Source organism: Microbacterium panaciterrae (assembly GCF_039541635.1).
Taxonomy (GTDB): Bacteria; Actinomycetota; Actinomycetes; order Actinomycetales; family Microbacteriaceae; genus Microbacterium; species Microbacterium panaciterrae.
In genome coordinates this window covers 108605-121688 of the sequence record NZ_BAABGP010000013.1, presented here as the reverse complement: position 1 = coordinate 121688, position 13084 = coordinate 108605, and the positions used below count along the sequence as shown (strand labels likewise).

The window sequence follows — 13084 nt, the reverse complement described above, 5'->3', positions numbered from 1 at the left end:
GCGTCGCGCGCGGGCTCAGACCACTAGGGAGATGGAATCCGTGGCGAATCCTCTTGAGAAGATCCTCCGCGCGGGTGAGGGGCGGATCCTGCGCCGCCTCGGCGGCGTCGTCAAGGCCGTGAACGCGCTCGAAGACGACTTCGCCCAGCTCAGCGACGAGGACCTCCGCAATGAGACGGCGGAGCTGCGCGCGCGGTTCGAGAAGGGCGAGACGCTCGACCAGCTCATGCCCGAGGCGTTCGCCGCGGTCCGCGAGGCGGCCAAGCGCACGCTCGGCATGCGCGCCTACGACGTGCAGATCATGGGCGGCGCGGCCCTGCACGACGGCAGCATCGCCGAGATGAAGACCGGTGAGGGCAAGACCCTCGTGGCGACCTTCCCGTCGTACCTGAACGCGATCGCCGGCAAGGGCGTGCACGTCATCACGGTGAACGACTATCTCGCGACCTACCAGTCCGAGCTCATGGGGCGTGTCTACCGCGCGCTCGGCATGACCACGGGCGTGATCGTCTCCGGGCAGACCCCCGAGGTACGCCGTGAGCAGTACAACGCCGACATCACCTACGGCACGAACAACGAGTTCGGCTTCGACTACCTGCGCGACAACATGGCCTGGCGCAGCGAGGATCTCGTGCAGCGCGGGCACTACTACGCGATCGTGGACGAGGTCGACTCGATCCTCATCGACGAGGCCCGCACCCCGCTCATCATCTCGGGCCCCTCGTCGGGCGAGGCGAACCGGTGGTTCGCCGAGTTCGCGAAGATCGCGCGCACCCTCGACGACGGCGTGGACTACGAGGTCGACGAGAAGAAGCGCACCGTCGGCGTGCTCGAGCCCGGCATCGAGAAGGTCGAGGACTACCTCGGAATCGACAACCTGTACGAGTCGGCGAACACCCCGCTGATCTCGTTCCTGAACAACTCGATCAAGGCGCTCGCGCTGTTCAAGCGCGACACCGACTACGTCGTCATGAACGACGAGGTCATGATCGTTGACGAGCACACCGGGCGCATCCTGGTCGGCCGGCGCTACAACGAGGGCATCCACCAGGCGATCGAGGCTAAGGAGGCGGTGCCGGTCAAGGCCGAGAACCAGACTCTCGCGACCGTCACGCTGCAGAACTACTTCCGCCTGTACGACAAGCTCGCCGGCATGACCGGAACCGCCGACACCGAGGCCGCCGAGTTCATGTCGACGTACCAGCTCGGCGTCGTGCCGATCCCGACGAACCGGCCGATGATCCGTCAGGACAAGTCCGATCTCGTGTACAAGAACGAGACGGCCAAGTTCGCGCAGGTGGTCGAGGACATCGCGTCCCGCCACGAGAACGGCCAGCCGGTCCTGGTCGGCACCGTCAGCGTCGAGAAGAGCGAATACCTCTCCCGGCTGCTGGCCAAGAAGGGCATCAAGCACGAGGTCCTCAACGCGAAGAACCACGCCCGCGAGGCCGAGATCGTCGCGCGCGCCGGCCGCCTCGGCGCGGTCACCGTCGCCACCAACATGGCCGGTCGCGGTACCGACATCATGCTCGGCGGCAACGCGGAGTTCCTCGCCGTGCAGGATCTGAAGGCGCAGGGGCTGGATCCGGTGGAGACCCCCGACGAGTACGAAGCCGCCTGGGATGAGAGCTACGAGGCCATGAAGGCCAAGGTGGCGACCGAGGCGGAGAAGGTCGTCGAGGCGGGCGGTCTGTACGTCCTCGGCACCGAGCGGCACGAGTCGCGCCGCATCGACAACCAGCTGCGTGGTCGTTCCGGTCGTCAGGGCGACCCCGGTGAGAGCCGGTTCTACCTGAGCCTCACGGACGATCTGATGCGGCTGTTCCAGCAGGGCGCCGCGGAGGCGATCCTCGCGCGGACGAACTTCCCCGAGGACATGCCGATCGAGTCGGGCCTCGTGACCCGCGCGATCCGCAGCGCGCAGAGCCAGGTCGAGGCCCGCAACGCCGAGATGCGCAAGAACGTGCTCAAGTACGACGACGTGCTGAACCGCCAGCGCGAGGCGATCTACACCGACCGCCGGCACATCCTGGAGGGCGACGACATCGCCGACCGGGTGAAGCACTTCATCGAGGACGCGATCGGCGCCGTCGTCGACGACCACACCTCCGAGGGCCACACCGAGAGCTGGGACTTCGACAGCCTCTGGACCGAGCTGAAGACGCTGTACCCCGTGGACGTGACGATCGATGAGGTCGTCGCCGAGGCCGGCGGGCGCAAGGGCGGGATCACGGCCGACGGACTCAAGCGCGAGCTGGTGTCCGACGCGATGGTCGCCTACGAGAAGCGTGAGTCGTCGCTCGGCGACGCCGCGACCCGTGAGCTCGAGCGCCGCGTGGTGCTGCAGGTGCTCGACCGCCGCTGGCGCGATCACCTGTACGAGATGGACTACCTCAAGGACGGCATCGGCCTGCGCGCCATGGCGCAGCGCGACCCGCTGGTCGAGTACCAGCGCGAGGGCTACTCGATGTTCCAGGCCATGATGGGCCAGATCAAGGAGGAGTCGGTCGGCTACCTCTACAACCTCGAGGTCGAGGTGCGCCAGGCCGGCGAAGAGGGCATCACCGAGGTGGAGGCGAAGGGTCTCGCCGAGTCGGCGGGGGACCAGCGCCTGGAGTACTCGGCGCCCAACGACGCCGGCGATGTCGAGGTGCGCAACGACCGCGGCCAGATGCAGCAGGCGGCGACGGATCGCCTCCGCCAGGCCGCCGCCCGCGCCGAGGCCGATGCCGCCACACTGGAGGAGCCCGCGGCACGCGGTGCCTTCGGGCAGCGCGTCGACGGTGGCCAGGCCGCACCCGCGAACCGCGCCGAGCGTCGCGCCCAGGGCAAGAAGAAGTAGCCCGCCTTCACTGCGCGGCACAGGGGCCGGCCCGAAAGGGCCGGCCCCTGTGCGTGTCGGAGAGGGCGGTGCGCGGGCGGTAATCTTGGCCGATGACACCGAGAACCTTCGACCAGTCCTCCAAGCTGAAGAACGTCCTGTACGAGATCCGCGGCAACGCGCTCGTCGAGGCGGCGCGGCTGGAGGCGGCGGGGCACTCGGTGCTGAGACTGAACACGGGAAACCCCGCCATCTTCGGCTTCGAGGCTCCGCAGCAGATCGTGCGGGACATGCTCGCGACCCTGCCCACCGCGCACGGGTACAGCGAGAGCAAGGGCATCATCTCCGCCCGGCGGGCCGTCGTCAGCCGGTATGAGGAGGTCGAGGGCTTCCCTCCGGTCGACCCCGAGGACGTGTATCTGGGCAACGGCGTCTCCGAGCTCATCACGATGGTGATGCAGGCGCTGCTGGACGAGGGCGACGAGGTGCTCATCCCCGCACCCGACTACCCGCTGTGGACCGCGATGACCAGCCTCGCCGGTGGCACGCCCGTGCACTACGTGTGCGACGAGGAGAACGACTGGAACCCGGATCTGGAGGATCTGCGTTCCAAGGTGACCCCGCGCACCAAGGCGATCGTCATCATCAACCCGAACAACCCCACCGGTGCGGTGTACTCGCGCGAGGTGCTCGAGGGCATCGTGCAGGTGGCGAGGGAGAACGACCTGCTGCTGCTCTCGGACGAGATCTACGACCGGATCCTGTTCGATGACGCGCAGCACATCTCCACGGCGACGCTCGCGCCGGATCTGCTCTGCCTGACCTTCAACGGACTGTCCAAGACCTACCGGGTGGCGGGATACCGGTCCGGGTGGCTGGTGATCACCGGCCCGAAGCAGCACGCCAAGGGGTTCATCGAGGGGATCACCCTGCTCGCCTCCACGCGGCTGTGTCCGAACGTACCCGCGCAGCACGCGGTGCAGGCCGCGCTGTCGGGGGTGCAGTCGATCGAGACGCTGATCGCGCCCAGCGGCCGGCTGCACCTGCAGCGCGACGCGGCCTGGGAGGGGCTCTCCGCGATCCCCGGCGTCAGCTGCGTGAAGCCCGCCGGCGCCCTGTACGCGTTCCCGCGGCTGGACCCGGACGTGCACGAGATCCGCGACGACGCGAAGCTCATCTACGACCTGCTGGTCGCGGAGCGGATCCTGCTCGTGCAGGGCACCGGGTTCAACTGGGCGACGCCGGACCACCTGCGCGTCGTGACCCTGCCGGAGCCGCGCGTGATCACCGAGGCGATCGAACGGCTCGGCAACTTCCTGGCCAGCTACCGGCAGTAGGCGCTCAGGCCGTGGCGGGCGCCCTGCCGCGGCGCGCCCGCCGGGTCGTCGGCGCGTCCGGCGTGTCGGGGCGCAGCAGCGTGCCCGCCAGGGTGCGCACGGCGGCGGTGAACGGCGAGCGTCCGGACACGTCGGTCACGGGGCGGGCGTGCAGCGCGGCCGCGTCCAGGGCACGCTGGTCGGCGGGCAGGAAGTGCACGTCCCTGATGCCGGAGAACCGGTCCAGCGCACGACGGATCTGCCCGCGCGCGTCGATGCCGAGCGGGCCGGGGCGCACCTTGTTCACGGCGACCGTGACGGGGGTGTCGCCGATCTCGGCCCTCAGCTCGGCGTAGCCGCGGATGAAGCGCGCGATCCCGAGCGGATCCGCGCCGGCGACGGCCACGATGCGGTCGGCCGCGCGCAGGGCGGTGAGCGTGGCGGCGTTGCGGCGGGGGCCGTCCAGGTCGCTCATGATCTCCTCGTCCGACTCCAGGGAGCCGGCCACGTCGACCAGCGTGATCGTGCTCCACGCGCGGCAGGCGTCGAGCGCGCCCCGCAGACGCGGGGCGGAGAGCTCCGGCCAGCGCGCAGGGCGGTTGATCCCGACCAGCACGTCCACCGTGCCGCCGGCGGTCTCCACCGGGCTCGCCAGCCTGCTGAGCTCCGCCCCGTCCAGCAGGCCGAGCTCTGCCCGGCGGCACGCCGCGGCGATGCCGGGACCGTCGTCGGTGAGCCCGAGCATCAGCGCCAGCGCGGGGGCGTGCGTGTCGGCGTCGATCAGGGCGACGCCGCGGTCCGCAGACGCGAGCGCAGCGGCGAGCTGCACCGCGAGCGTGCTGCGGCCGGGGGCTCCCTGCGGTCCCCACACCGTCACGAGCCGGTTCGGCGTCAGTGCGTCCTCCGGTTCGGACGATGGGTCAGCGGCGGCGCCCTCGTCCAGCGCGTCGGCGACGTCCCACCCGTTCGCCGTGGACGGCAGCGGGGCGGTGAGGCCGTGTCGTCGGGCGATACGGGCCGCCGCCGGGCCGTCGCCGAGCGTCAGGATCCGCACTCCCGCGCGATCGCAGGCGCCGCGCAGCTCCGCGCTCAGCCAGGCCCGCTCTGCGGGGATCAGCAGCGCGTCGGCCTCCCGCAGCTCCTCGGCGTGCGCGGACAGCTGTGCGGCCTGCTCGGGCAGCATCCGCGCGATCACGTCGACCCCGGCCAGACCGAGCTCCTCCGCGAGCACCGCGGCGCGATCGGCCGGCAGCGCCAGCAGGATCCCGGTCACGAGCGCGCTCCGACCGGCACGACCGAGAGCGTCGACCCGTCCGTGATCGCCGCGAGCACCTCGCCGACCCTGGCCCGTTCCACGATGAGCTCGAGGGTCGTGCTCTTGGCCGCGAGCGGCCCGCTGTCATGATCGACGGAGGCCACGGTGGCCTCGGCGAGCAGGATCCGCGGCTCTGCGAAGCCCTTGCCGTCGGCGAGCGGGGCCGCAGCCCACACCTCGACCACGGCGCCCGTGGCGACGGCTGCGGGCACGCGCACGGCGCTCTGCACCACGACCGAGGTCGTGCGGCCCGCGTCGGCGTCTGCGGCCGCCGCGGTGGACACCAGCTCGCCCTCGGTGATCGTCCGGGTCGCGATCAGCCCCGGCTCGAGTGTGGCGGGGGTGAGATAGCCTGCGGCGATCGTGCCGAGCTCGACGTCCACCACCCGCACGTCGGCCGAGGTCAGCGGCTCTCCGGGGACGATCGTCCGCACGGCCTGCAGGGCGGGCGTGGTCTGCCTCGCCGCGCCCACGATCAGCCACACACCGACGACGGAGACGATGATCAGGGCCAGGCCGATGAAGAAGCGCAGATCGGTCCAGGGCCGGCGGGCGGCGCGTGCGGTGCTCATATGCACATCGTCACAGAGTCGGGCCGTCGGCCGGAGAAGTTATCCACAGGCGGATCCGGCTCCGCCCCCATCTGCCCCCGGGGAGGACAATGGGTGCCATGCCCGACGCATCCACGCCTGTCCCGCGCCACCTCGCCCCGGCCCAGGTCGCCGAGCTCCTCGGCGTGGGTGTGGACGAGATCGTCGCACTCATCCTCGAGGGCCGTCTCCGCGGTGCCAGGCTCGGCGTCCCCGCCGCCTGGCGCGTCGAGGAGCAGAGCATCGCGGACTACCTCGCCGAGCAGGCCGAGGAGGCGCGGCGGATGGCGCTGTGGCGTCAGGCGAACGCGGCGAGCTTCCCCGAGCTGTGGGGCCCGCCCCTCCGCCTCGGCGACTGACCGGAATCCAGCCGGAACCGACCGGGACTGACCGCGCGCGATCCGGCGCGTTCAGCCTGTGACGCCTGGCGCCGGGCCGTCGGTGCCGATCGAGAGCACCGCGGAGAACGGCACGATCCGGAAGCCGGTGACCGCGTGCGCGCGACGAGGCGCGCCGGCATCGTGCAGCGCGAGGTCGAGGTGATCGGCACCGGCGCGATCGATCGTGCCCGCGAGCACGGCGCCGGAACGGGTGCGGATCGTCACCCCGCTGCGGCGGCGGGCGAGATCGCGCACCACGAAGCCGAAGGTCATCCGCTCCCGCAGCGGCGACAGCGGCTGCGCCCCGGCGCCGCTGGACAGCATCGCGCCATGATCCACCGCCCACATCTCCACGCCGTGGGCGGGCAGCAGCACGAGTCCTCGGGCATCCAGCGGCTGCAGGGCGGCCCAATCGGCGCCGACGGCGCGCAGATGCCCGCGCAGTCGCGTGGAGTCGATGAGCACGGCCGAGACGGGCGCGCCGTCGTCGGCGAGCGCGCCGAGTCGCGTGCGCAGATCGAGCCGAGCGATCCGCACACGCTCCGCTTCGGCGTCGAGAGCGGCGCGCTCCGCCTCCCAGCCCGAGGCGATCTGGTCCTCGAGGTCTTCGAACAGCCGATCCCATTCCATGCGGTCGAGGGTACGGGAAGAGTCGATCCCGATATACGGGTTATCCACATTCCTGGGCGGATCCTCCCCACGAAGGCCGCGGATGTGCTCGAATGCCCCACAGACACGCCACGATCCGTGACCGGGGGGACCGCCGATGATGACGCTCGAAGACTTCGCACCACAACCGACCTCGACGGCCGAGCTGCCCGATCCGACCCCGTTGCTGGAGAGTCTCACGCGCGGCGTGCTCGAAGTGCTGGCCGGGGTCCGTGAGACCGAGCAGCTCGCGCGCTGGTTCACTGAAGACGCCTATCGGGTGCTGATCGCCCGGGCCAACCTCTCGGCCAGGGCGCGCAGCGCCCGCGGCGTCGCCCCGACCCGTCCGGTGTACCGGATCCTGTCCACGCGGGCCTCGTCCCCGACGGACGGCGTCATCGAGGCGACCGTGATCGTGGAGAGCCCTGGGCGCACGCGGGCGGTCGCGATCCGCCTGGAGGGGATGGATCGGCGCTGGCGCGCGACCTCGCTCGCCGTGCTCTGACGCGCCTGCCCGCCGGCGTGCTGGCTCCGGGCCGCGCCCTCTAGGCTGTCAGGGTGTCGACTCTCAGTGACCTCGCCCAGGCTCAGGGCTGCCTCGCCGACGAGGACGTCGAATGGCTGCATCGTCTCTCCGGGGACGGGCAGCTGCTGGCGGATCTGGCGTCCGCGGACATCGTGATCTGGATCGCCACCGCCGACGGGTCCTTCGTCGCGGTCGCGCACACCCGCCCGAGCGGCGCGGCGACGCTCTTCTACCGCGACATCGTGGGGGAGCGGGTGCGACCGCAGTGGCGCACGCAGGTGCACGGCGCCTTCGCCGAGGCCGAGATCGTTGACTCGGCCAATCCGGACTGGTTCGAGGAGACCCCGACCAGGGTCAGGGCCGTGCCGATCGTGCGGACGCGAGCGAAGGACGGCGAGCGGGCGAAGCCGATCGGGGTGCTGACCCGGCACACCAACCTCGGTGAGGCGCGCACCCCGTCGCGCCAGCAGATCACCTTCAACGAGGCCGTCGACGACCTGTTCGGCATGATCGGGGGCGGGGAGTTCCCCGATCTGTCCGCACCCACCTCGCCGCGGCGCGGTGCGCCGCGCGCCTCGGACGGCCTGATCCGCATCGACGTCGACGGCGTGGTCACGTTCGCGAGCCCGAATGCCCTGTCCGCATTCAACCGGATGGGCTTCGACGAGGAATTGGAGGGCGAGTCGCTGGTCGAGGTGACGACCCGGATCGTGCCGCCCGCCCGTCAGGTGGACGAGTCGCTGCCCGTCGTGGTGACCGGACGGGCGCCGTGGCGCACCGACGTCGAGGCGCGCGGGGTGACCGTGTCGCTGCGCGCGATCCCGCTCAAGGACCACGGCACCCGCATCGGCGCGATCGTGCTCTGCCGCGACGTGTCGGAGCTGCGCCACCAGGAGCAGGAGCTCATCACCAAGGACGCCACGATCCGGGAGATCCACCATCGAGTCAAGAACAACCTGCAGACCGTGGCATCGCTGCTGCGGATCCAGGCGCGGCGGACGCATTCCGAGGAGGCGCGCGACGCGCTCACGCAGGCGATGCGCCGGGTCGAGTCGATCGCGGTGGTGCACGACACCCTGGCCGGAGGACTGGCGCAGAAGGTGGACTTCGATGAGGTTTTCGCCCGGGTGCTGAAGCTCGTCGCCGAGGTCGCCTCGGCGCCGAACACCCGCGCCCGCACGCAGTCGACGGGGCGCTTCGGGGTGCTGCCGAGCGAGTACGCGACGCCGCTCGCGCTCGCGCTCACCGAAGTGGTCACCAACGCCGTCGAGCACGGCCTCGCCGGTCAGGAGGGCATGGTCACGATCGAGGCCCAGCGCACCGACGAGAACCTGCGGGTGATCGTGAGCGACACCGGGCACGGCCTGGTGGAGGGCAGGATCGGTCAGGGCCTGGGCACGCAGATCATCCGCACGCTCATCCAGGGCGAGCTCGGCGGGACGATCGTGTGGCAGGGTGCCGAGGGCGAGGGCACCGTGGTGACGATCGACCTTCCGATGCGCTGGGTCAAGGGCTGAGCTGCGGCGACGCGCCGAGCTCAGCCACCGGACGGCTCAGCCCGCGCGGCGGGCGCGTGCGGCGCGGCGCTTGAGGGCGCGGCGCTCGTCTTCGCTCAGTCCGCCCCAGACGCCGGAATCCTGGCTGGTCTCGAGTGCGTACTGCAGGCAGATCTCCGTGACGGTGCAACGGGCGCAGACGGCCTTCGCCTTCTCGATCTGATCGACGGCCGGACCGGTGTTCCCGACAGGGAAGAACAGTTCGGGGTCGACGGTCAGGCAGGCGGCCTTGTCGCGCCAATCCATGGGGGCTCCTCGTGTGGAAATGTCGTGAGCACGCAGGTTCTGCGGGCTCGAGATTCAGGGCGGCGTTCGGGGGTCGTCGTCCTCGGTGATGCGAGCAGAAGCTCGCCCCACGCCGCTGTGGGAGCACATGGCTGTCATCTATTCTCTTACATGAAACGTCTGTTTTCAAGGGTTTTCCGCACGGAGCGTGAATCGGTGCGGAACGCCCCCGGAACACCGCCCGCCTCAGAAGCCAGGAGCCCGCCCATGCGCCCGTCGAGACTGACCATCTCCGCAGCCTCCGTGCTGGCCGTCGAGGCGGCCGCCCTGCTCGTGATCGCCCTGATCGAGGTGTTCGGGCTGAGCGCCGGCGACGCGGCCTCGCTGCCGACCGCCCTGGGCCTGATCGGCCTCACCGCGATCGGCGCCGTCGGACTCGGTGCGCTCGCATTCGCCACGTTCCGCGGCCGTTCGTTCGGACGCAGCGGCGGGATGGTGGTGCAGATCCTCGCGATCCTGGTGGGGCTCAGCGCGCTGGGGGTGCAGCCGTTCCCGGCCGCGTTCGTGCTCTCGCTCGTGATCCCCGGTGCGATCGGCGCCGTGCTGCTGTTCCTGCTGGCGCGGCGCGAGGGCGCCGAGGCGCGCCGGCGCGCGGACGCCGGACAGGACTGACCCCCGCGGGCTCAGGCGCGCGTGTCAGGCGGCGAGGCCGACGAGCTTGCGGATCCGCGCCACGTGGCCGGTGGCCTTCACGTTGTAGAGCGCGTGCTGGATGTCGCCTCGTTCGTCGATGATGAACGTCGAGCGGATCACGCCCTGGATCACCTTGCCGTAGTTCATCTTCTCGCCCCACACGCCGTACGAGCGATGCACGGCGAGGTCGGCGTCGCTGAGCAGGGGGAAGGCGAGCCCGTCGCGCTCGGCGAACTGCTTCAGCTTCGCGGGTTCGTCGCGGGACACCCCGACCACGGTGTAGCCGGCGCCGATCAGCGACGACAGGCTGTCGCGGAAATCGCAGGCCTCGGTGGTACAGCCCGGCGTCATCGCCGCCGGGTAGAAGTACAGCACGACCTTCTTGCCACGCAGGTCGTGCAGCGAGAGCGGGGATCCGTCCTGATCCCGGAGGGTGAAGTCGGGGGCGGGGGTTCCGGGTTCGAGGCGCTGCGCAGTCACCTGCCCAGGGTACCGGGCCGCCAAGCGCCGTGGCGGCGTGCCGTGGGCGAGGCTCGGAACGTGTGGGTGCGGCTCAGAACTTGTCGGCGAAGGTCGCCAGCAGCCGCTGCAGCGACTCCAGACGGGCCAGGCCCGCCTCGCTCAGCTCGCCGGCGGCCGCGGCCTCGTTCAGGGCGCAGTCCTCGGCGCCCGCGCGGTGCGTGCAGCCGCGCGGGCACTGCTCGGCGATCTCGGCGAGCTCGGTGAATGCGGCGAGGATGTTCTCGGGGTTCACGTGCCCCAGCCCGAACGAGCGCACCCCTGGCGTGTCGATCACCCAGCCGCGGCCGTCTCCGGGGGAGACGTAGCGCAGTGACACCGTCGAGGACGACGTGTGCCTGCCGCGCCCGGTGACCTCGTTCACGTGCCCGGTCGCGCGGCCGGCACTGGGCACGAGGGCGTTCACTAGGGTGGACTTTCCGACGCCGGAGTGTCCGACGAACACGGTGGAGTGCCCGATGAGCGCGGCGCCGATCTCGTCGATCGGCATGCCGGCGTGGCCTCCGGAGGCATCCTGCGCGCTCGTGAAGACCTGCAGATCCAGGCCCGCGAAGTGCCGGAGGAACTCGGCCGGATCCGCCAGATCGGTCTTGGTCACGACGAGCAGGGGGCGGATCCCCGCGTCCAGTGCGGCGACCAGGTAGCGGTCGACCAGGCGCGCGCGGGGTTCGGGGTCGGCGGCGGCCACGACGATGAGCATCTGGTCGGCGTTCGCGACGATGACCCGCTCGACCTGGTCGGTGTCGTCCGCGCTGCGGCGCAGCAGCGAGGTGCGCTCGACGATGCCGATGATGCGGCTCAGCGTGCCGTCGTCGCCGGTGGTGTCGCCCACCACGCGGGCGGCGTCTCCGGTGACGATCGGCATGCGGCGCAGCTCCCTGGCGCGGGTCGCCGTGATCATGCGCTCATCGTCGGTGCCCTCGCCGAGGAGCACCGAATACCGGCCCCGATCGACGCCGAGCACGCGCCCGATCTCGGCGTCGGCATGCGCGGGGCGGCGCTTGGTGCGCGGGCGGTTCGCCTTGGGGTTCGGACGCGATCGGATCTGGGACTCGTCGAACTCGTCGAGCTCGTCATCGCCGTCGTCGTCGAGCCAGCTCACGCGGTCGCGCTCCCGGAGGTGGCATCGGCCGTGGCGCCGGCGGAGGCGAGCATGCCCTCCCAGAGCCGGGTGAACTCAGGCAGGGTCTTCGCGGTCGTGCCGATCTCGTCGATCTCGATGCCCGGAACGCGCAACCCGATCAGGGCGCCCGTGGTGGCCATGCGGTGGTCGTGGTGCGCCGGCCATTCACCGTCGTGCAGCGCGGCGGGCACGATCCGGATCCCGTCCGCGAGCTCCTCGACGTCACCGCCGAGGGCGCGCAGGTTGCCCGCGAGCGCTGCGATCCGGTCGGTCTCGTGCAGCCGGATGTGGCCGATGCCGGTGAGCGTGGTGGGGCGGTCCGCGAGCGCGGCCAGCCCGACGAGGGTCGGCGCGAGCTCGCCGGCGACCGACAGGTCCAGGTCCGCCCCGCGGACGGCGCCCGTGCCGCGCACCGTGAGCACGTTGCCGATCTGCACCGTCTCGGCGCCGAACGCGGTGAGCAGCCCGGGAAGCAGCGCGCCGGGCTGGGTGGAGCGGGTCGGCCAGCCGCCGATCGAGACCTGTCCGCCGACGACCAGTGCCGCGGCGAGGAACGGGGCCGCGTTCGACAGGTCCGGCTCGATGGCCGTCTTCAGCGCGCGCGGAACACCCGCTTCGACCACCCACTCGCCCTGGGCGGGCCGCTGCACCTTGATGCCGCGCCGGGTCAGCGCCTCCACGGTCATGTCGATGTGCGGCGTGCTGGGCAGCCGGTCGCCGGTGTGCACGAGGTGCAGGCCGACGTCGAAACGGGGAGCGGCGAGCAGCAGCCCGGAGACGAATTGACTGGATGCGGAGGCGTCGATCTCGATCCGGCCGCCGCGGATGTGCCCCAGACCGCGGATCGTGAACGGCAGCGACCAGCTCCCGCCGTCCTCGATGTCGATGCCGAGGTCGCGCAGCGCGTGGATCATGGCGCCCATCGGGCGGTGCAGCGCGGTCTCGTGCGCGGTGAGCAGCACATCGCCGTGGATGAGGCCCGCCAGCGGTGCGATGAAGCGCATCACGGTGCCCGCCTGGCCGCAGTCCACGGTGCTGTGCGGGGTGGCCGTGCGACCGGCCGCGCCGCGCAGCGGAGCCGGGGTGATCAGCAGGTCCGGCCCGAAGACGCCCGATCCCGCCTGCTCCTCGATCCCGACGCCGAGGGTGCGCAGCGCATCGATCATGCGCGCGGAATCGTCGGAGTGCAGGGGAGAGGTGATCAGGCCGGGGCCGTCGGCGAGGGCCGCGAGGATCAGCTCGCGATTCGTGAGCGACTTGGATCCGGGCACCCGCAGTTCGGCGTGCAGCGCACCCGCCGGCACCGGTGCCGACCAGCGTCCACGGGGCGCGGGGGAATACGTCGAGTCGCTCATCGGTTCTTAGCCTACTG

General features: G+C 71.2%; 13 protein-coding genes. 6 read left to right on the top strand and 7 right to left on the bottom strand.

The annotated features are described in order from the left end of the window. Positions 1-40 precede the first annotated feature (40 nt). Complete coding sequence (gene secA / locus ABD882_RS09635) at positions 41-2842, top strand: preprotein translocase subunit SecA (RefSeq protein WP_345186418.1); 2802 nt, start codon at positions 41-43, stop codon at positions 2840-2842. 92 nt (positions 2843-2934) lie between these two features. Beyond that, the gene (locus ABD882_RS09630; RefSeq protein WP_345186416.1) at positions 2935-4158 is read left to right on the top strand and encodes a pyridoxal phosphate-dependent aminotransferase; all 1224 of its coding nucleotides are present in this window, start codon (positions 2935-2937) and stop codon (positions 4156-4158) included. 4 nt (positions 4159-4162) lie between these two features. On the opposite strand, the gene ABD882_RS09625 is transcribed toward ABD882_RS09630, so the two are convergent. After that, positions 4163-5410 (bottom strand): CpaE/TadZ family protein, encoded by a 1248-nt coding sequence (locus tag ABD882_RS09625; protein ID WP_345186414.1) that lies wholly within the window; start codon positions 5408-5410, stop codon positions 4163-4165. Then, positions 5407-6024, bottom strand: a complete 618-nt coding sequence (locus ABD882_RS09620) for an SAF domain-containing protein (protein WP_345186412.1) — start codon at positions 6022-6024, stop codon at positions 5407-5409. Before ABD882_RS09620 ends, ABD882_RS09625 begins: the two co-directional genes overlap by 4 nt. Positions 6025-6122: 98 nt before the next feature. Here ABD882_RS09620 and ABD882_RS09615 point away from each other — a divergent pair, with 98 nt between their 5' ends. Continuing rightward, positions 6123-6401, top strand: a complete 279-nt coding sequence (locus ABD882_RS09615; RefSeq protein WP_345186411.1) for a helix-turn-helix domain-containing protein — start codon at positions 6123-6125, stop codon at positions 6399-6401. Positions 6402-6452: 51 nt separating this feature from the next. Here ABD882_RS09615 and ABD882_RS09610 read toward each other — a convergent pair whose 3' ends face one another. After that, entirely contained in the window at positions 6453-7052 is a 600-nt protein-coding gene (locus ABD882_RS09610; protein ID WP_345186409.1) for a hypothetical protein, read from the bottom strand. A gap of 139 nt (positions 7053-7191) precedes the next feature. On the opposite strand from ABD882_RS09610, the gene ABD882_RS09605 reads away from it, so the two are divergent. Then, positions 7192-7575, top strand: a complete 384-nt coding sequence (locus tag ABD882_RS09605) for an Rv3235 family protein (protein WP_345186552.1) — start codon at positions 7192-7194, stop codon at positions 7573-7575. 53 nt (positions 7576-7628) lie between these two features. Then, positions 7629-9113, top strand: coding sequence for a sensor histidine kinase (locus ABD882_RS09600; protein WP_345186408.1), 1485 nt, complete (start codon positions 7629-7631; stop codon positions 9111-9113). Between the two features lie 36 nt (positions 9114-9149). Here ABD882_RS09600 and ABD882_RS09595 read toward each other — a convergent pair whose 3' ends face one another. After that, a complete protein-coding gene (locus ABD882_RS09595; protein WP_308490387.1) occupies positions 9150-9398 on the bottom strand; it encodes a WhiB family transcriptional regulator in 249 nt (82 codons plus the stop codon). 246 nt (positions 9399-9644) lie between these two features. Between ABD882_RS09595 and ABD882_RS09590 the strand changes: the two genes are divergently transcribed. Further along, entirely contained in the window at positions 9645-10049 is a 405-nt protein-coding gene (locus tag ABD882_RS09590) for a hypothetical protein (RefSeq protein WP_345186405.1), read from the top strand. Between the two features lie 24 nt (positions 10050-10073). Here ABD882_RS09590 and bcp read toward each other — a convergent pair whose 3' ends face one another. The 3 genes from bcp to aroA all read right to left on the bottom strand — a co-directional run bounded on the left by bcp (position 10074) and on the right by aroA (position 13067). Beyond that, a complete protein-coding gene (gene bcp, locus ABD882_RS09585; RefSeq protein ID WP_345186403.1) occupies positions 10074-10550 on the bottom strand; it encodes a thioredoxin-dependent thiol peroxidase in 477 nt (158 codons plus the stop codon). Positions 10551-10623: 73 nt separating this feature from the next. Next, positions 10624-11691 (bottom strand): ribosome small subunit-dependent GTPase A, encoded by a 1068-nt coding sequence (gene rsgA, locus ABD882_RS09580; RefSeq protein WP_345186401.1) that lies wholly within the window; start codon positions 11689-11691, stop codon positions 10624-10626. Then, positions 11688-13067, bottom strand: a complete 1380-nt coding sequence (gene aroA / locus ABD882_RS09575) for a 3-phosphoshikimate 1-carboxyvinyltransferase (RefSeq protein ID WP_345186400.1) — start codon at positions 13065-13067, stop codon at positions 11688-11690. The genes rsgA and aroA overlap by 4 nt, the downstream gene beginning before the upstream one ends. Between the last annotated feature and the right edge of the window lie 17 nt (positions 13068-13084).